14 protein-coding genes are annotated in these 19,355 nt (G+C 66.5%); 6 read left to right on the forward strand and 8 right to left on the reverse strand.

Annotated features, from left to right (window positions below):
• The first annotated feature begins 4 nt into the window (after positions 1 to 4).
• The 6 genes from ACSQ9A_RS07035 to ACSQ9A_RS07060 all read left to right on the forward strand — a co-directional run bounded on the left by ACSQ9A_RS07035 (position 5) and on the right by ACSQ9A_RS07060 (position 7,249).
• Positions 5 to 778 (forward strand): uroporphyrinogen-III synthase, encoded by a 774-nt coding sequence (locus tag ACSQ9A_RS07035; protein WP_436303141.1) that lies wholly within the window; start codon positions 5 to 7, stop codon positions 776 to 778.
• The gene (locus ACSQ9A_RS07040; protein WP_436292584.1) at positions 775 to 1,854 is read left to right on the forward strand and encodes a uroporphyrinogen-III C-methyltransferase; all 1,080 of its coding nucleotides are present in this window, start codon (positions 775 to 777) and stop codon (positions 1,852 to 1,854) included. The genes ACSQ9A_RS07035 and ACSQ9A_RS07040 overlap by 4 nt, the downstream gene beginning before the upstream one ends.
• Before the next feature lie 18 nt (positions 1,855 to 1,872).
• On the forward strand, positions 1,873 to 3,156 hold the full coding sequence (locus tag ACSQ9A_RS07045; RefSeq protein ID WP_436303142.1) for a heme biosynthesis protein HemY: 1,284 nt from the start codon (positions 1,873 to 1,875) through the stop codon (positions 3,154 to 3,156).
• Positions 3,157 to 3,409: 253 nt separating this feature from the next.
• Positions 3,410 to 4,543, forward strand: a complete 1,134-nt coding sequence (locus tag ACSQ9A_RS07050) for a polysaccharide biosynthesis/export family protein (RefSeq protein ID WP_244503857.1) — start codon at positions 3,410 to 3,412, stop codon at positions 4,541 to 4,543.
• 7 nt (positions 4,544 to 4,550) lie between these two features.
• A complete protein-coding gene (locus ACSQ9A_RS07055) occupies positions 4,551 to 4,994 on the forward strand; it encodes a low molecular weight protein-tyrosine-phosphatase (protein WP_436303143.1) in 444 nt (147 codons plus the stop codon).
• A complete protein-coding gene (locus tag ACSQ9A_RS07060; RefSeq protein WP_436303144.1) occupies positions 4,994 to 7,249 on the forward strand; it encodes a polysaccharide biosynthesis tyrosine autokinase in 2,256 nt (751 codons plus the stop codon). Before ACSQ9A_RS07055 ends, ACSQ9A_RS07060 begins: the two co-directional genes overlap by 1 nt.
• Positions 7,250 to 7,291: 42 nt before the next feature.
• Here ACSQ9A_RS07060 and ACSQ9A_RS07065 read toward each other — a convergent pair whose 3' ends face one another.
• The 8 genes from ACSQ9A_RS07065 to ACSQ9A_RS07100 form a co-directional block, all read right to left on the reverse strand.
• Positions 7,292 to 8,536, reverse strand: a complete 1,245-nt coding sequence (locus ACSQ9A_RS07065; protein WP_436303145.1) for a glycosyltransferase WbuB — start codon at positions 8,534 to 8,536, stop codon at positions 7,292 to 7,294.
• Positions 8,537 to 8,539: 3 nt separating this feature from the next.
• Positions 8,540 to 9,703 (reverse strand): glycosyltransferase, encoded by a 1,164-nt coding sequence (locus tag ACSQ9A_RS07070; RefSeq protein ID WP_436303146.1) that lies wholly within the window; start codon positions 9,701 to 9,703, stop codon positions 8,540 to 8,542.
• Complete coding sequence (locus tag ACSQ9A_RS07075; protein WP_093106646.1) at positions 9,700 to 11,046, reverse strand: hypothetical protein; 1,347 nt, start codon at positions 11,044 to 11,046, stop codon at positions 9,700 to 9,702. The genes ACSQ9A_RS07070 and ACSQ9A_RS07075 overlap by 4 nt, the downstream gene beginning before the upstream one ends.
• A 37-nt stretch (positions 11,047 to 11,083) precedes the next feature.
• Positions 11,084 to 12,058 (reverse strand): hypothetical protein, encoded by a 975-nt coding sequence (locus tag ACSQ9A_RS07080; RefSeq protein WP_436292589.1) that lies wholly within the window; start codon positions 12,056 to 12,058, stop codon positions 11,084 to 11,086.
• A 30-nt stretch (positions 12,059 to 12,088) separates the two neighbouring features.
• Complete coding sequence (gene fcl / locus ACSQ9A_RS07085) at positions 12,089 to 13,057, reverse strand: GDP-L-fucose synthase (RefSeq protein WP_093106640.1); 969 nt, start codon at positions 13,055 to 13,057, stop codon at positions 12,089 to 12,091.
• A 58-nt stretch (positions 13,058 to 13,115) separates the two neighbouring features.
• Positions 13,116 to 14,552: a mannose-1-phosphate guanylyltransferase/mannose-6-phosphate isomerase gene (locus tag ACSQ9A_RS07090; RefSeq protein ID WP_436303147.1), complete on the reverse strand. Its 1,437-nt coding sequence runs from the start codon at positions 14,550 to 14,552 to the stop codon at positions 13,116 to 13,118.
• Positions 14,549 to 15,271 carry a sugar transferase gene (locus tag ACSQ9A_RS07095; RefSeq protein ID WP_436303148.1) on the reverse strand — a complete coding sequence of 241 codons (723 nt, stop codon included), beginning with the start codon at positions 15,269 to 15,271 and terminating at the stop codon, positions 14,549 to 14,551. Before ACSQ9A_RS07095 ends, ACSQ9A_RS07090 begins: the two co-directional genes overlap by 4 nt.
• Positions 15,272 to 15,829: 558 nt before the next feature.
• A complete protein-coding gene (locus ACSQ9A_RS07100; protein WP_436303149.1) occupies positions 15,830 to 18,850 on the reverse strand; it encodes an Rne/Rng family ribonuclease in 3,021 nt (1,006 codons plus the stop codon).
• Between the last annotated feature and the right edge of the window lie 505 nt (positions 18,851 to 19,355).

Below are 19,355 nucleotides of genomic sequence, written 5' to 3' on the forward strand. Positions count from 1 at the left end.
TGAGATGCCGTCCGCTCCAGTGATCGTCACGCGCCCCGCGCGCGAGGCGGCGCGCTGGGTGGGCGAATTGCGCGCCGCGGGATTGGATGCCGTTTCGCTGCCGTTGATCGTGATCGAGCCGCTCGACGATCCGGCGGAACTGCAGGCGGCACGCCAACGCTTGCCCGACTACGACGCGCTGATGTTCGTGAGCGCCGCGGCTGCCGAGCACTTTTTTCGCGCCGGCGCCGCGCTCCCCTCCGTGCTGCGCCAGCGCTTCTGGGCCACCGGGCCCGGCACCTGCGGCGCCCTGCAGGCGGCCGGCGTGCCTGCTTCGTCGATCGATGCGCCGCCCGCCGATGCCGAACAGTTCGATTCCGAAGCCCTGTGGGCGCACGTGCAGCCGCAGGTGCGTCCGGGTGCGCGCGTGCTGATCGTGCGCGGCGGCGATGCGTCGGGACAGCCGGCGGGGCGCGACTGGCTGGCGCGCGAGATCGCCGCTGCCGGCGGTGTCTGCGATACGGTGGTGGCCTATAGGCGGCTGGTTCCGTCCTGGGGTGCTGCCGAGCGGCAAGTGGCCGCCGAGGGTGCCGGCGGCCGTGCCATCTGGCTCTTCAGCAGCTCCGAAGCCATCGCCAACCTGTGCCGCGCGCTACCGGCAACGAGCTGGCGCTCGGCACGCGCGATCGCCACCCATGCCCGCATCGCCGAGGCCGCGCGGAATGCGGGTTTCGGCACGGTGCGTGTCTCTTCCCCCGGCCTGGCGGCGCTGGTCGCGTCGATAGAATCCTTCGCATGAGCGATGCCTCCGTGTTGAACGAAAGCCTGCAGGAACCCGCAGCGCGTGCGCCCCTGCCGGCCACGCTGCAGGTCACGCCCGCGGCGGCATCGGCCGTCCTCTCCAGGGTCGTGGTGGGCTTGCTGGCCGTCGTCGCGGTGGTGGCGCTGGTGATCGCTGTGGCGCTTTGGCAGAAGGTCAGCGGCATGCAGGAGCAGCTCGCGCGCCAGAGCGCCGATGCCTTGGCGCAATCCATGGAGGCCCGCACCCTGGCGCGGCAAGCACAGGAGGTGGTGCGCGACACGGCCGGGCGGCTCGCCCTGACCGAAACCCGTGTCGCCGAAGTCGCACTGCAGCGTTCGCAGCTCGAGGAGCTGATGCAGAGCCTGTCGCGTTCGCGTGACGAGAACCTGGTGGTCGACATCGAGTCGGCCGTGCGCCTGGCGCTGCAGCAGGCGCAGGTCACGGGCAACGTGCAGCCGCTGCTGGCGGCGCTCAAGGCCGGCGACCTGCGCATCGCGCGTGCCGCGCAGCCGCGGCTCGCGCCTCTTCAGCGCGCGATGCAGCGCGATGCCGACCGCCTGCGCACCAGCGCCAGCGCGGACAGCGGCGAAGCGCTGCAGAAGCTCGACGAACTGATGCGCAGCGTCGACGATCTGCCGCCGCTGAATGCGGTCGCCGTGCGCGGTGCGGGCCTCAATTCGTGGCAGGCCGAGCCGGTGCCGGCCGACGCGCCCTGGTGGCAGCGCTTCCTGCTGATCGTGCGCGGCGAGGCACGCTCGCTGCTGCGCGTGGGGCGCATCGAGCGGCCCGAAGCCGTGCTGCTCTCGCCGGACCAGACCTTCTTCCTGCGCGAGAACCTGAAGCTCCAGCTCCTCAATGCGCGTCTGGCCCTGCTGTCGCGGCAGGTCGATACGGCGCGCAACGAGTTGGCCACCGTGTCGGCTTCGCTCAACCGCTATTTCGATCCGGCCTCGCGCCGCGTCCAGGCCGCCGCCACGCTGGTGCAGCAGCTGCAGGCGCAGGTCAGAACCAGCGAGCCGCCGCGCATCGACGAAACGCTGACCGCGCTCGCGACGGCTGCTGCCGGGCGCTAGGATTAGGGCAGGCCCTAAATGCGCGCGGCACTCTGGTTTCTCGCCCTGTTCGGCATCGCGGCCGCAGTGGCACTGTTCGCCGGCAACAACCAGGGCACGGTCACCGTCTTCTGGCCGCCGTGGCGGGTCGACCTCTCCCTGAATCTCGTGCTGCTGCTCCTGCTGGCGGCCTTCGGCCTGCTGCATGTGGCGCTGCGCGGCCTGTCGGCCCTGTTCTCGCTGCCCAGGCAGGCGCGCCAGTGGCGCCTGCAGCAAAAGGAGCGCGCCCTGTACGCGGCCCTGCTCGACGCGCTGGCGCAATTGCTGGCCGGCCGCTTCTCGCGCGCGCGCAAGGCGGCGCAGGCGGCGCTCACGCAGGAAAGAACGCTGGCCGCGCTCGACGCGCGGCTGCCGCAGGCCCAGCAGGTGCGGGTGCTGTCGCACCTGCTCGCGGCCGAGAGCGCGCAGGCGCTGCAGGATCGCGCGGCGCGCGATGCGCATCTGCAGCAGGCGCTCAACGAGAGCGCCGATCGCGCAGTTCTCGCGAGTCTCGAAACGCGCGAAGGCGTGCAGCTGCGCGCCGCCCGCTGGGCGCTCGACGACCGCGATGCGCCTGCGGCGCTGGCGCGGCTTGCGGAACTGCCGCAGGGCGCGCAGCGGCGCACGCTGGCCTTGCGGCTGCGGCTGAAGGCGGCGCGGCAGGACCGGCGTACGCTGGAGGCACTCGAGACCGCGCGGCTGCTGGCCAAGCATCGCGCCTTCTCGGATTCGGCCGCGCAGAGCATCGTGCGTGGGCTGGCGGCCGAATTGCTCTCGGGCGCGCACGATCCGGCCCAGCTGCTGCGCGCCTGGGGTGAGTTCGAGGCCTGGGAGCGCGAGATGCCTGAGGTCGCGATCCACGCGGCCCAGCGCATGGTTGCGCTGCGTGGCGATCTCACGCTGGCGCGCGCATGGCTGCTGCCGGTCTGGGAGCGCATGGTGGCGCAGCCCCAGAGCCTCGGCGAGTCCTTGCGCGTGAAGCTGGTGCGGGCGCTCGAAGCGGGTCTGGACTCGGTCGATGCCGAATGGCTGGCGCGCATCGAGTCGGCGCAGCGGAACAACCCGCGCGACGCCAATCTGCAGTACCTGGCCGGCATGGCCTGCATGAAGCGTCAGCTCTGGGGCAAGGCGCAACAATTGCTCACGCAAGCTGGCTTGGCGTTACAGGACCCGAACCTGCATCGGCGAGCCTGGCAGGCTCTGGCCCAGCTGGCCGAGGCGCGGGACGACGCCGATCAGGCTTCCGCCGCCTGGAAGCGCGCGGCGCAGACCGAGAACCCCTGAAATTGGGCCTATTCCGAGGCTCGGTTAGCTATCTTATTGATAGCTAACTATCAAATATCCACGGCCAATACGGAAACTTTCGCTGTCTCGGCGTCTCTGCCTACACGCGCATTTTTTCTCTGCCTAATGATCTACGCCGAGAAAGAATTTGACCTCAGCGCTGACTGATGTACAGTCGTAACTGATTGCAAAAGTATTCATTCTGGTCACGAACGCGGAGTTGGGTTTGAAACGTTTTCTATTACACACCGCTTTGTTTGCCTCGGCCGGCCTGCTGCTGCAGGCGTGCGCGCCATTGGCACCGGGGTTCCGTTCCGCCAGCAACGACGCCGCCCAGGCCGTCTCGCCGTCGGGCTTTTCGACCTCCGAGATCGATCCGCCGCCGCCCGGTGCGATCACCTCGATCACGCCCCAGCTGATACGGGCGCAGCGCGCTGCGGTCGGGAATTCGGTTCCGCCGGAGGTCAAGGCGCTGGTCGGCACCCCCGAGGTCTACAAGATCGGGCCGGGCGACGTGGTCGGCATCGTGGTCTACGACCACCCGGAGATCGTGTTTAGCGCGATCCCCGCCACCACGGTGGCCGATCCGGCCAGCGTGTCGCCGGCGCCCGGCTTCATCGTGTCGAACACCGGGCAGCTGAGCTTCCCCTACGTCGGTGCGCTGAAGGTCGACGGCATGACCGTCCAGGAACTGGAGAACACGCTCGTGCAGCGGCTGTCGCGGGTCTTCAAGAATCCCCAGCTCAGCGTTCGCGTCCAGGCCTTTCGCAGCAAGCGCGCCTACATCGAAGGTGAGGTCAGGCTTCCCGGCCTGATGGTGTTCACCGACATCCCGATGACGCTCGCCGAGGCGCTCAACCGTGCCGGCGGCCTGGCCCCGACGGGTGACCGTTCCGCCATCAACCTCACGCGCGACGGCAGGACCATTCCCCTCGACCTGATGGCGTTGGCAGAGGCAGGGATCGACCCGAGCCGCATCCCGCTGAAGTCGGGCGACATGGTGATGGTGCGCGGCCGCGACGAGCGCAAGGTCACGGTGATGGGTGAGGTGGGCATCCAGACCGGCGTGATGATGCGCAACGGCAGGCTCAGCCTGAACGATGCGCTGACCGAGGTCGGCGGCGTCAACCTGGGGACTGCGAATCCGCGCCAGATCTACGTGATCCGCAACGAGACCGAAGGCCAGGCGATCTTCCACCTCGATGCGCGCACGCCGACGGCGATTGCGCTTGCAGACGGCTTTGCGCTGCGTCCCAAGGACGTGGTCTATGTCGATCCGGTCCCGCTCGTGCAGTGGAACCGCGTCCTGAGCCTGATCCTTCCGACGGCCACGACCGCGACTTCTTATCGCGATCTGGGCTCGCGCGGCGGCACGACTGGGCGATAGGCAGACCGTGACCATCCGGAACGTCCTCGTCGTGTGCATCGGAAACATCTGCCGCAGCCCGATGGCCGAAGGCCTGGTGGCCGCGGCCTTGCCCGGCGTGCAGATCACTTCGGCGGGCCTCCAGGCCATGGCCGGCCAGCGCGCGGATCCGATCGCCTGCGAACTGATGGACGCGCGCGGCATCAGCCTCGAAAAACATCGGGCGCGGCAGCTCAATCTCGACATGTGCCAGCGCGCCGATCTGATCCTCGTGATGGATCGCGAGCAGCGCCGCACGGTCCAGGAACGCTACCTCTTCGCCGCCGGCAAGGTGTTTCGCCTCTGCGAGTTCGGCGACCAGGACGTGCCCGATCCGTACCGCGCGGGTCGCAGCGCTTTCGAACGGTCGCTTGCGCTCATTGAAGGCGGTGCGCAGCAGTGGGTCAAACGCATTTCAAGAGTATCCAGTTGATGAATTCCACTCTCACTCCCAAAACAAGCCCCACCTCGCAGATCATGAGCAGCGCGGACGAGGACGACCTGGACATCGGGCGTTACATCGACGTGCTGCTCTCGAACAAGTGGCTGATCGCGGCGATCACCCTCGTCGTGTTCCTGATCGGTGCCACCTACGCGTTCCTGGAGCGGCCGATCTACGAGTCCAACATGGTGGTTCAGGTCGAGGACACGGGCACCGGCGGCAAGGGCATTCTCAGCGAGGCCGGCGGCCTGATCGACGTGAAGACGCCGGCCAATGCCGAGATCGAGATCATCCGCTCGCGCATGATCGCCGGCCAGGCGGTGGAAGCGACCAAGCTCTACATTGCGGCGAGCCCGCGCTATGTGCCCTACGTCGGCGGCTGGCTGGCGCGGCGAGCCACGGGCCTTTCCGAGCCCGGTTTCCTGGGTCTCGATGGCTATGTGTCGGGAACGGAACGCATCCTGGTGTCGAAGTTCGACGTGCCGACCCACATGGAAGGCGGGCTGTTCACGGTGACGGCGAAAGCCGACAAGCAGTACACGCTCGACTATCCCGGCATGCAGCAGCTCACCGGCACCGTCGGCACGCCGCTGAAGGCCGACACCGGCAGCGGGCCGATCGAGTTGACGGTGACCGAACTCGCCGGCAAGCCGGGCGCGTTGTTCAATCTTTACCGCTACGCGATGCTGCCGACCACCATTGCGTTGCAGTCCAGCCTGATACTGACCGAGCGGGGCAAAACCTCCGGCATCATCAACGTGGCCCTGCAGGACACGGACCCCTTCAAGCTGACGCGCGTGCTAAATGCCGTGGGCGACCAGTACGTCAAGCAGAACATCGAGCGCAAGGCCGCCGAGGCGCAGAAGACGCTGGCCTTCCTCGATGTCCAGCTGCCGCAGTTCAAGAAGCAGCTGGAGGCGTCGGAAGAGGTCTACAACCGCTATCGCAACCAGAAGGGCACGGTGGCCTTCAGCGAGGAAGCGGCGCTGGTCCTGGGCCAGGCGGTCGATCGCCAGACCAAGTTGCTGGATGCCCAGCAGCGCCGGCGCGAGCTCGAGGCCCGCTTCACCTCCGCGCATCCGGCCGTGCAGACGCTCGACAGCCAGATCGCGGCGTTGAAGACCGACATGGGCGAGATCCAGGCTCGCATCAAGGGCCTGCCTGCCATCCAGCAGGAGGCGGTGCGCATGGAGCGCGACGTCAAGGTCAACACCGAGCTGTACCAGCAGCTGCTCAACAACGCGCTGCAGCTGCGCCTGGTGAAGGAAGGCAAGATCGGCAACGTCCGCGTGCTCGACGAGGCGGTGGTGCCACAGGTTCCGGTCAAGCCGAACCGCAAGGTCATCGTCGCGGCCGCGCTGGCCCTGGGCTTGTTCCTCGGCATCGTCGCCGCGTTCGTGCGCAGCTCCTTCATCGAGCAGCGCCTGCGAGACCCGCACGAGGTGGAAGCCGATACCGGCCTGCCGGTCTTCTCGACCATTCCGCTCAGTCCTGTGCAAAGTGCGATCGCGAAGCGACGCTTGAGCGGCGCCACCGGCGTCCGCTTGCTGGCGATCGAGAGTCCGGACGATCCGGCCGTGGAAAGCCTGCGCAGCCTGCGAACGGCCATGCAGTTCGCGATGCTGGAGTCGCCGAACAACCGCGTGCTGATCACCGGGCCCACCCCAGGCGTCGGCAAGAGCTTCGTGACGGCGAACTTCGCCGCCCTCATGGCCGCTGCCGGCAAGCGCACGCTCTTGATCGACGCCGACCTGCGGCGCGGCCACACGCACCAGTACTTCGGCTTGCAGCGCCACGGCGGGCTCTCGGAGCTGATCGCAGGCAGCTTGACGGTGCAGCAGACCGTGCACCGCCAGGTGGTTCCCAACCTGGACTTCCTGGCCACGGGCCAACTGCCTCCTAACCCGTCGGAACTGCTGGTGTCGGACTCGTTCAAGACGGCGCTCGAGCGCCTGTCCGAGCAGTACGACCTGGTCGTCATCGACACGCCGCCGGTGCTGGTCGCCGCCGACACCTCCACGGTCGCGACGCATGCAGGCACGGTGTTGCTTGTGGCGCGCGCCGACCAGTCCACCATGGGCGAACTCAAGGAAAGCACGCGCCGTCTGGCGATGGGCGGCAAGGCTGCCACCGGCGTGCTGCTCAACGCGATGGATGTGGGCCGTCGCGCCTATGCCCCGTACAAGTACGGCCGCTACCGCTACACCAACTACAACTACGAGAGCATCCTGCCCGAAGAGCAGTGACGGAAGGCGCCGGGCGGCTGCCCGGCGCAGCAGGGGGTGGCGTCAGGTGGCCGGACGGTGCGCCATGCGCGCCACGCACGCCTGCAGATCGCGTTCGAACTGTTCCAGCACGGCATCGCGATCGAATCGCGCTTCGGCATAGGCGCGGGCACGCAGCCCCAGTTCGCTCCGAAGCCCGGGCTGCGAAGCCAGCGAGACCACTGCTGCAGCAAAAGCTTTTGCATCATCGGGCGGCACGGCGACGCCGCATTCGGATGCGACCTTGCCGAGCTCGGTCTCGGCACGTGCGCCGGCCACCACGGGCCTGCCGCTGCTCAGCATGCCGGTGAGCTTGGAGGGCATCACCAGGTCCGCCGCATCCGCGCGCTGGGGCAGCAGATGGATGTCCGCCAGGCCCAGCAGGTCGCCGAGCCGATCGACCGGCTGCAGATCGAGAAAGCGGACGTTGGCGAGCTGCTCGCAGCGCTTCATCAGTTCGGCGCGGCCGGCGCCGTTGCCGCAGAACACAAAGTGGAGGTTGGGCTGGTCCTTCAGCATAAGGGCCATCTCGGCCAGCAGTTCCAGCCCCTGCTTGGCACCCATGTTCCCCGAATAGAGGGCGACCACGGCATCGGACGGGATGCCCAGTTCGGCGCGGTAGGGGCTGTCCGCTTGCAACGGCTGGATGGCCGAGACGTCGGCCCAGTTGGGCAGGGAAATCAGTCGCGCGTCCTCGATGCCCTTGCTGCTCGCGCGCTCGATCATGCGCTGTGAAATGGTGGAGATGCGGTCGAAGCGGCGCATCAGGCCGCGCTCGACCGCGGCAACGAAGGCGCGCAGGCGCGCGCCCTTGAGCAGCCCGAGCTCGAAGGCGGCGTCGACTTCGTAATCCTGGATGTGCAGCCAGGTCTTGGCCGAGCGCAGCCGCGCGAAGACCAGCGCCGCCGGCGTGCAGAAGAGCGGTGGCTCCGTCACCCACACGAGGTCGGGCTTCCAGCGCCATTGCGCGAACAGGGCCGGCACGCTGGCGAGCGCGAAGCTCGCCAGGTGCAGAAGACGCTTCGCGCCGCTGACCTTGCGCGGCACCCACAGCGGCGTGCGCAGCACCGTGGCGCCGCGCCAGGTCTCTTGCGTGTAGCGCGAGGCGCGGTAGCCCGGCCAAACCGCCCAGTCGGGGTAGTAGGGCGGCGCGGTCACCACGCGCACCTCGTGTCCTCGCGCGGCCAGCCACGCGACCATTTCTCCAGTGTATTTGCCGATGCCGGTCAGTTCCGGCGCGAAATTGATTCCGTAGACGAGCAGCTTCATGGATCAGGCGGGTTGCGGCGAGTGTTCGCGAATGGTGCGCACCAGCATTTGCGCCACCTGCTCCATCTGGAACCGGCTGTCGAAGCAGCGCAGCGCGGCGACGCGCATCGCCGCGAGTTCGGCGGGTGTCGAGTCCAGCCAGCGTCGCAGCAACGCGATCGTGCCATCCAGCGTGTCGGACTCGACGAAGCCCGCGTGGTCGGCCGCGATCTCGCGCCAGATGTTGACCTTGTCGCTGATCAGCACCGGCCGGCTGCAGGCCAGCGCCTCCGCCACCGCGATGCCGAAGTTCTCTTGGTGCGAGGGCAGGCAGAACACTTCGCACGCATGGAACGCGCCCCATTTCAAGTCGCCCGACAGCATGCCGGTCCAGCTGACGCGCGAGGCGATGCCGAGGCTGGCCGCCCGGCTTTGCAATTGACGGGTCAAGCCTTCGTCGCCGGGGCCCGCCATCACCAGATGGACATCCGGTGCATCGGCCGCCGTGCGCGCAAAGGCGTCGATCAGCAGGTCGCAGCCTTTCTTCTCGTGGATGCGGCCCAGGAACAGCAGCAGGCGCTTCTGCCTCAGCTCGGGAAAGGACGAAAGAAATGCCTCGGACAAGGCCTTGGCGTCCTGCGGCGGCACGGTGGTGCCATAGGAGCCGACCACCTCTCGGCAGCGATAGAGCCAGAACGACTGCCGTGCGAGCAGGCGTTCTTCCTCGCAGGTGAAGAGCACGGCGGACGCATCGCGCAGCACGCGGTATTCGCCCCAGGGCCAGTAGAGCCACTTCTTGAGGTGCTTGAGCGGGTAGCGGTGCTTGAACCACGGATCGAGCATGCCGTGGCTGTAGACGAAATAGGGCGTGGACGAGCCGTGCAGGGCGCGCCACGCGGCGAAGCCGACGTACTGCCAGAGCCCGTTGACGATGACGGCGTCATAGTCGCCGGCGTGCGCCTTGAGCCACGGCACCAGGCGCTCGTTGTAGCCATAGCTCGAGATCGAGGGGCCGGTCGCGATCACCTTGCCCGGATAGTCGGCAACGAAGCCGGCGTCGGGGCTGTCCAGGCTCACGAGGTCGCCTTCGTGCCCCATGCCCGCCAGCGCATCATGGATCCGCCGGACTCCCTCGATGGGGCCTCCGCCCCGGGGATCGACGGATGGAATGAGATGAAGCAGTCTCACGATCGCGAGGCGCGGCTTGGGAAGATTTCGAGCCTCGGATAGCGGAGAACCAGGAGGGCGTAGGCCAGCATGATGCCGAGCAGGGCATTGGCCGTCAGTTGGCCGAGCGCAGGCCAGCTGACCACGGCGAGCGCGGTGGTGAGCCATACCAGCACCGCATAGGGGGAATTCGTCTTGATCGAGGCCCGCAGGCTCGACAGCAGGCCGACGGCCAGCGCCAGGTACTTGAGTGCGATGTAGGCGACTCCCAGCAGGCCGCCCTCCATCAGGATGCGGCCGCCTTCGGCTTCCGCGAGCGCGAAGACATCCGCCGCGCCTGTGCGAACGTAGGTCGCGAGGTTGGATCCGAAGCCCACGCCGTAGCCCAGCCAGCTCATGAGGTCGTAGACCCAGGGTTCGCCGAACAGAACGGTAAGAACCCGTTCGCCGAAGTCTTCTGCCTGCGCCGCCTGCTCGAAGCGTGTCTGCGTGACGCCGATGGCATCGCGGAAAACGTAGGCGAAGAGCGCCGTCATCGCGAGCACGACGACGACCGCGACCGCTGCGCCCACCTTGTTGCGCGCTTTCGAGAACAGCAGCCTGCCGAGCAGGTAGGCCATGAGCATCATGCCCGAGGTGATCGCCGCCGTTCTGGAGCCGCTCACCAGCGCGCCGGTGACGAAGGCCACGAAGACGGCCATCGCAAACAGGAACTGCCTGGTGTTTCGCTTCCTGGCGCCCAGAATGCCGAACACCAGCGGCGCCACCATCGTCAAGTAGGTGGCATAGCCGGAGGTGAAGCTGAAGGTCCCGGTGGTGCGGACCACGCCCACCACCGCGACGAAGACGCTTTCCTCGTCGCCGTCCAACTGGGTGTTGATACGCGCGCCGGGAGGCGAGTAGTGCTGCAGCACGGCCAGCGGTGCCAGCAGCAGCATCACGAGGGCTGCCGCAAGGATCGCAGCCCGGTAGTCCGTTTCGTTCATGGCGGCGGCCGCCGCGACGGCGAACCACGTGTACAGGAGCCAGAAACGCAGGCCGATCACAAACACGACCGGCGAGCTTTCGCCGCCGACGAGCTGCAGCAGTCCCCAGCCGAGCACCAGGCAGGACCATGCGAGCATGACGGCCGTGATCTTCTTGTGGCGCCTCAGGTAGCCGTGCCTCAAGGCGTAGACGACCAGCGCGAGGGCCAGCAGGTCGCGCAGAAGGATCAAGGGAAGCGTGGACGCGGAGGACACCCACTTGCGCACCGCGCCTTCGAAAATGACGATCAGGAATACGGCAAGAAAAAGCTGGCCGGCGCGGCTGAGCGACGCGGCCTGGTTCGTCGCGCGAGGGACGCTTGCGGCGATCGCGCTCATGGTCGCGTCCTTCCGGATTGCATGCCGTTGCTGTTGCTCACCTTTGCACCTCGGTGGTCATTGTCCGAAGCGCAGCGACATGCGCATCGATGCGATGCGGTTCATACCACTTGTGCGCTTCGTGTCCGATGACGCGCGGATCGACGGCCGACCGGTCGACCGCGTCAAAGCCACGAGCATAGTGCACATTGGGCGTCAGGCCGTCGTGCACGCCATACTCGTCCGACAGCAGAATGGGACAGACGGCGTGTGAACTGTAGGCTGCGAAGATGCTGCTCTTGGACACGTAGTCCGGCGGGTAGGCGAGGGCGCCGTAGTCCGCGCTGGACAGCGCCAGGCTCACCTGTTCGGCCGACAGCTTGCCGTGCGCGATCACGCCCTCCTGCACCAGTCGCTGGGAGAGCGGGCCTCCCGGCATCGCCGGACCGATGTCATGGATCTCGAGGCCGTTGCGCTTGGCGCAGCGGAAGAGTTCGCCGTCCGACCATTCGTAGGACTGGGCGCGGATGCCGGCGCTGCCGAAAACCACCAGCTTGCGCTGCCGTTCGGTCTCGATCGAGGCGGGCTCGCCCACATTCGAGAACACCGGCAGCACCCGGTGCGGCGTGGCCTGGGAACGCTCCAGCAGCCAGCGCGCGGATTCCTCCCGGTTCGTCAGCCAGAAATCGGACAGGAGCAGCAGGTCGCGCGCGATCCGCTGCTGGCAGCCGCTGAGCCAGAACGCCGAGCCCCACGGCGGGCCGGTCGCGAAGAGTTCATGGAAGACGATGCCGAAGGCCTTGAACTGGGTGCGCAAGCCGTCGATCTTCTTGACCAGCCACAGCGGAATGCCGCGCTTCTGGAAACCGTAGCCGCTGAAATGCAGGAGCAGGAACTCTCCCTTCAGCGACGCGGTGTCGGTGTTGCGTGTCAGCTCCATCAGCGGCGCGTGGAGCGGATTGCCCAGCACCGTCGCATAGTCCCGCACGCCGCCCGTGCCGGGCGGAATCAGGGAGATGGAGGTGGCATTCATGCTGGGCATCGACGCAGGGAATTCAGGTCCTCAGGAAGGGATGAGTTCTTCGCTGCAGAAATCCTCGTAAGCGCGCTCCACGCCGGCGCGCAGCGTCATCCTGGGCTTCCAGCCGAGTTGACGAATCCGCGAAATGTCGAGCAGCTTGCGCGGCGCGCCATCGGGCTTGCTCGTGTCGCAGCGGATGGTGCCGCGGTAGCCCACCACCTCGCTCACCAGCTGCGCGAGTTCCGCGATCGACTGGTCTTCGCCGCTGCCGACATTGATGTGGCTGGCCGTGGGCTCCGTATGGGCCGCGTAGATCTCGCGCGGAAGGTCCATCACGTGGACGCAGGCGCTTGCCATGTCGTCGACGTAGAGAAACTCCCGCTTCGGAGTCCCCGTGCCCCAGATCACGACCGAGGGCGCATCCGCGAGCTTGGCTTCGTGGAAGCGGCGGATCATCGCGGGCAGCACGTGGCTGTTCTCGGGATGGTAGTTGTCGCCCGGGCCATAGAGGTTGGTCGGCATCACGCTGCGGAAGTCGCAGCCGTACTGGCGGTTGTAGCTTTCGCAGAGCTTGATGCCGGCGATCTTGGCGACGGCGTAGGGCTCGTTGGTCGGCTCCAGCTTGCCGGTCAGGAGTGCGTCCTCTGCCATCGGCTGTGCCGCGAGCCGCGGATAGATGCAGCTCGAGCCGAGAAAGAGCAGCTTGCTCACGCCGGTGCGCCAGGCCTCGTGGATCAGGTTGGCTTCGACCATCAGGTTCGAATAGATGAACTCCGCCGGATAGCTGTTGTTGGCGTGGATGCCGCCGACCTTGGCCGCCGCTACATAGACCTCCTGCGGCCTTTCCTCGGCGAAGAAGGCCCGGACCTGCGCCTGGTCCGTCAGGTCGAGTTCGGCACGACTTCGGGTGACGAGGTTGGTATAGCCCTTCTCGACCAGGCATCGCACGATGGCGCTGCCCACCATGCCGCGGTGCCCCGCGACGAAAATCCGCTTCTGAAACTCGCTCATGGAAATAGACCTTGGTACGGGGTGAAGGTTGGGCCCGGTGCTCCCCCGGCCGGAGCGATCAGGCGAGTCGTCTGCGTTGACCGTCGGCACGCTCGGGCAGATCGTCGAAGCGCACGATGTCGTCCTCGCCGAGGTAGCCGCCCGTCTGGACTTCGATCACTTCGAGGATGGTCTTGCCGGCATTTTCCAGCTTGTATCGGGCGCCAACGGGAATGTAGATCGATTCGTTTTCCTTGACCAGGAGCACCTTGTCGTCGCACACCACTCTGGCCGTTCCCTTGACCACGACCCAGTGTTCGGCACGATGGTGGTGCATTCGCAGCGCAAGGTGCGCACCCGGCTTGACCGTCAGGCGCTTGACGGCGAAGCGCTCGCCGTCGTCGATGCTGTCGTAGGCGCCCCATGGTCGCGGAATGCGGCGATGCCGGGTGGCCTGGCTGTGGCCCTGCGTCGTGAGCAAGGCGACCACGTCCTTGACCTGTTCGGCACAGTCGCTGTGCGCAACCAGAAGCGCATCCGGCGTGTCGACCACCAGCAGATCCTTGGTGCCCAGGGCCACGACGGGACGATTGGGCGCATAGATGAAGGTGTTGCGCGCACCCATGGCAAAACCCTGGCCGCTGATCCGGTTGCCGTCGCCGTCCACGTCGTGCAACTCGGCGACAGCGTTCCAGCTGCCGACATCGCTCCAGCGACCCTGGAAGGGAATGACGGCAACCCGGTCGCATTTTTCGAGCACCGCGTAGTCGATGCTCTGGCTGCGGCAGCGGCCGAATGCGGCGCTGTCCATGCGCAGGAAATCGCCGTCCGTTTCGATGGCCGCGGTGGCCAGCCTGCAGCTTTCGAGGATGTCGGGCGCGTGCTGCTCGACTGCGGCGATCAGCACCTTGGCCTGGACCAGCAGGATACCGGCGTTCCAGAGGTGGCCGCCCGCGAGCAGCAGCTGCTCCGCGTGCGAGGCGGCCGGCTTCTCGACGAATGCGGCCACGGCATGACCCGCCTCTTCGCCCAATGCCTCATCGAGCTTGTCGCCCTGGCGGATGTAGCCGTAGGCGGTACTGGGAAAAGTCGGCTCCACACCGAAAGTCACGAGGTATCCGGCCAGCGCGGCAGGAATCCCCTTCTGAATCGTGGCGACGAAGCGGTCTGCATCCGGGATGTGGTGATCGGCGGGTGCGAACAGCAGCAGCTGTTCCGGGTCGGCCAGAAGGGCAATCGCCGACATGGCGGCCGCCGTGTTGCGTGCCATCGGCTCGAGCAGTTGCTTGCCGCAAACATCCGCTGCTTCGATGCTTTCCTGAACCAGGAAGCGGTGCTCCTCTGCCGCAACGCAAGTCACCTCGGTATTCAACCGACGGAGACGTTCGAGCGTGAGCACCAGCAGGTTCTTGTTGTCGATCAGCGGGACGAATTGCTTGGGCAGGGTCTTGCGCGACAGCGGCCACAGGCGGGTGCCGCTGCCGCCGCACAGGACGATCGGCTGAATGACGCTCACCTCGAACCCTCTCCGGTGATGACTGCACGCACGGTCTTCAACAGAATCTTGATGTCGAGCCACAACGACCAGTTGCTGACGTACTCCATGTCGAGTTCGACCCGTCTTGCGTAGGACAGGCGGTTGCGGCCGCTGACCTGCCACAGGCCCGTGATCCCGGGGCGCATGGCGCAATAGTGTTCCCAGCCCTTGCCGTAGAGGCTGCGCTGACGCTCCATGCAGGGGCGCGGACCGACCAGGCTCATGTCGCCCTTGAGCACGTTCCAGAACTGGGGCAGTTCGTCGAGGCTCAGCTTGCGGATGAACTGGCCGATGGGCGTGATGCGCGGATCCTTCTCGAGCTTCTGAAAAGTGTCCCACTCGGTGCGGGCCATGTCGTTGCGGCTCAGGAATTCGTCCAGCACCACTTCGGAGTTGTGCACCATCGAGCGGAACTTGTAGAAGCGAAACCTCTGGCCGCTTTCTCCAAGGCGGTTCTGCCAGAAGTGGACCGGACGGCCCATGCTGATGCGCACGCCGAGTGCAACGAGCAGATAGAGGGGCCCGAAGAGAACGAAGAAGGTCAGCGCGCCCACGATGTCGATGGCGCGCTTCGTCGCGCGTTCGAGACGAGTGAGTCTGCGTGGTTGTACATACGCTGGAGGCGCGGACGATCCGCCGCCATCAGGGGTGAAGCGTCGGACCACGTTGCCGTGTGCGGTCGAGTCGGAACGAAACATTTAAATATCCCCCAGACGGGTGCTGCCTCAACTTCAGAGTCAGAGCGTGGCAGTGTAACGCTTTACTACTATTCGCAAGAATTTGAACACAAGATTCCTTCGTTGTCTTGTGAACAAAAGACGTACACCCTTCGTTGAGCGATGTAAGTTGCGCACTCTGTGAACAAGCCTCTACATTGATTTGGTGCAGTGCAGCATATTCGCCTGAAGTGTAGGTCTTTTGTATGACAACATGTTAACGCTTATTGACGAGTGAGTGTTGTTTGCAAGCGCCGTTCGTCGATTTCGTGACTTAGATCTTGCTTCCAGAGTTGCTGCAGCGCAGCAAGCATATGGCGTGCCGCCAGAATCCAAAAGGATTACAAAAAGCTACCGCAGCAGCTTGGTGGGGTATTCGGGGCTGTAAAGAAGTTGCAATGGCGCGCTGGGTAAGCGGCATGGCAAGCGATAGCGATGCGCAGTGGGCGGCGCTGACGCTGGCGCAGCCCCCAAAATGGTTTGGCAGGAACTGCCGATGTCGAACGAGAGGGAGGCGGGCTGCCTCCCTCCGCACTGTGCTTACTGGCGCACGCCGGCCTCGCGCCCGGCTTCTTCGAATGGCAGCACCATATTGCCGAGGTCGCGACGGGTTTCCACCAGCACCAAGGGGCCTTCGTCGATCACGATGGCGGGCGGACGCTCGCGGGGCACATGGATGGGCTTGGGTTCTGCCGCGATCGCCGCGCGAACCTGCGCCACACGTTCGGCATCCGAATTCACCCAATGCAATCCGGAGCCTTCCGCCACTTGGGCGAGTTCGTCCAGCGGCAGCTCGAAGGGCTGAACCTTCGGCAGAGCGCGCGAAGTCGCGGGCTTGGCCTCGACCACGATGGGCATGGAGGGTGCGACAGCGGGCCGTTCGGTGCGAGGCGCCGACGGCGCCGTATCGATCTCGATGCCGTCGTAGGCGCCGGCGGGTGCTGGAGAGAGCGCAGATGCGGCCGCAATCGCTTCGCCCTCTTCGCGCGGGCTGCGCTCGCGGCGGTCTCGGCCATAGCGATCGCGCGAGCGGCCCCGGCGCTCGTCGCCGTCACGGCGCGGCGCGGAATCCCCGCTAGCTGCTGCTTCATCAGCGCTACCCATCTCGGTGGGTTCGGCCGCAAGCGACTGAACTTCTGCGGCGGAAGGCGTTTCGACGGGGCGCGGGGCACCCTCATTGCGCCGCTCGCGGCGGCCCTCGTTGCGCTCGCCGCGGGCTGCGCGCTCCTCGCGGCCGCCGCGCGCACCGCGATCGGCTGAAGCGCCATCTTGTTGTTGCGAGCTGTCGGCGTTCGCAGCGCGGGCGGCGTCGCCCGTGCGTTCACGCGCTGCGTCTGCACTGCGCTCACCGCGTTCCCGACGTTCGCCGCGTCCGCGCGGTGCGCGTTCCGCGGGGGGAGCACCTTCGTCGCCTGCGAACGCATTCGGTGCGATCGCCTGTGCGTCGAGCTGGACGTCGCTTGCTTCGGTCGGCAGTTGGCGCTGGTCGCTGTCGCGACGCTCGCCGCGGCCGCGGCGCTCACCATCGCGCGGCGCACGCGCTTCGCGGGGCTCGCGCGGTTCGCGGACCTGGCTCTCGTTGCGCGCCTCGCCGCGGACTTCGCGTCCTTCGCGGCGTTCGCCTTCGCGGCGTTCGCCGGAGCGGCCGCCGCGGCGTTCGCCGTCGCGTCCACCGCGGCCTTCACCGCGTCCGCCGCGGCGCTGCTCGCCATCGCGCGTGGTGCGCGCCTCGCCGTCGCGTCCGCCGCGAGCATCGCGGCGCGGCTTGGGCGCTTCCACAGGAATCGTGGGCGGGACGGGTGCCGGGACCGGCGCGGCGCCGAACAGGCTCTTGATCCAGCCGAACAGGCCCGACTCGGCGGGGGCGCGTGCGACGGGGGTGGCCGCAGCAGGCGCGGGCGCCGGGGCGACTGCCGGCGGACGCACCGCTTCGGGCTTCGGCATTGCCGCCGGTGCCGGTGCATCGGGCAGCACGCCCTTGATCACCGGCGTCTGCTTGTTGGTGGGCTCCTGCGAGCGTCGCGTGACCGAGGTCGGGTCCTCGATCTCGTCGGCCATCTTGTAGCTGGCTTCGATGTGGTCGAGGCGCGGGTCGTCGTGCTTCAGGCGCTCCAGCTTGTAGTTGGGTGTTTCCAGCGTCTTGTTGGGCACCATCAGCACGGTCACGCGCTGCTTGAGTTCGATCTTGGCGATCTCGGGGCGCTTCTCGTTGAGCAGGAAGGATGCAACTTCGACCGGCACCTGCACGTGCACGGCGGCCGTGTTGTCCTTCATGGACTCTTCCTGAATGATGCGCAGGATCTGCAGCGCGCTCGATTCGGTGTCGCGGATGTGGCCCGAGCCGCCGCAACGGGGGCAGGGGATCGACGAACCTTCGGAGAGCGCCGGCTTCAGGCGCTGGCGGCTCATTTCCATCAGGCCGAACTTGCTGATCGAGCCGAACTGGACGCGTGCACGGTCCTGGCGCAGTGCGTCGCGCAGGCGGCTTTCGACCTCGCGGCGGTTCTTCGACTCGTCCATGTCGATGAAGTCGATGACGATCAGGCCGCCCAGGTCGCGCAGGCGCATCTGGCGGGCCACTTCGTCGGCGGCTTCGAGGTTGGTGCGGGTGGCCGTTTCCTCGATGTCGCCGCCCTTGATGGCACGCGCCGAGTTCACGTCGACCGAGACCAGCGCTTCGGTGTGGTCGATCACGATCGCGCCCCCGCTGGGCAACTGCACCGTGCGCGCATAGGCCGATTCAATTTGATGCTCGATCTGGAAGCGGCTGAACAACGCGGCGTCGTCGCGGTAGCGCTTCACGCGCGCGGCGTGTTCCGGCATCACGTGGGCCATGAACTGCTGCGCCTGGTCGTAGATGTCGTCGGTGTCGATCAGGATGTCGCCGATGTCGTGATTGAAGTAATCGCGGATCGCGCGGATCACCAGCGAGGACTCCTGGTAGATCAGGAAAGCGCCCTTGCCGCCCTTGGCGGCGCCGTCGATGGCGGCCCACAGCTTGAGCAGGTAGTTCAGGTCCCACTGCAGTTCGGGCGCGGAGCGGCCGATGCCGGCGGTGCGCGCGATGATGCTCATGCCCTTGGGGTACTCGAGCTGGTCCATCGCCTCCTTGAGCTCGGCGCGGTCGTCTCCCTCGATGCGCCGGCTGACGCCGCCGCCGCGCGGGTTGTTGGGCATCAGCACGACGTAGCGGCCGGCCAGCGAGATGAAGGTGGTCAGGGCCGCGCCTTTGTTGCCGCGCTCTTCCTTCTCGACCTGGACCACCAGTTCCTGGCCTTCGCGGATCGCGTCCTGGATCCGGGCCTGGCTGGCCGAGACGCCTTCGGCGAAATACTGCTTGGAGATTTCCTTGAACGGCAGGAAGCCGTGGCGGTCTTCGCCGTAGTCGACGAAGCAGGCCTCCAGCGACGGCTCGACGCGCGTCACAACGGCCTTGTAGATGTTGCCCTTGCGCTGCTCGCGCCCTTCGATTTCGATTTCGTAGTCGAGGAGCTTTTGCCCGTCGACGATGGCCAGGCGGCGTTCTTCTGCCTGCGTGGCGTTGATCAGCATCCGCTTCATGATGCGTTTCCTTTGTCTGTTCTATCGTTCTAACCGGTCCATGACGGACCTAACGATGCACGGACGACGCGTCGCGAAACGAAGGAATTGCCGCTGTGCCCCGGCTGCTGCTGGTTGCCGCGCGGACGCGAGCAACCGTATCGAGCGTCAGCTCAATGACAGCCGGGGTGGGGGCGCATGGATGGGCGCGAGCCCGATATGGTGTTGACGCGCTATATTTTCTATAGCAATTGGCGCAATGGTGGCGCGCTCTGCCGACGATTCAATGCCCGAGGCCGCTGGCATCAGCCAGCGCAGGCAAAGTTGAATCAGCAGTATCAACACAAGGTACTCGCTTCGATCCGCCGGCAGCTTTTGGTCTGCCGGCTGGGTATTCCGTATCGGTGTTTCGTGGGCGTCGGCTTGACTTTGATGTAGCGCCCGCCGCCTTGCGCGTTGGCGCGTGGCTTGCGGGCTCAACGCCTAAGCGGCATCGACCTCACAGCGCCTCCGGCAGTGCTCTAAA

The organism is Variovorax sp. LjRoot290, assembly GCF_964253985.1.
Classification (GTDB): domain Bacteria; phylum Pseudomonadota; class Gammaproteobacteria; order Burkholderiales; family Burkholderiaceae_C; genus Variovorax.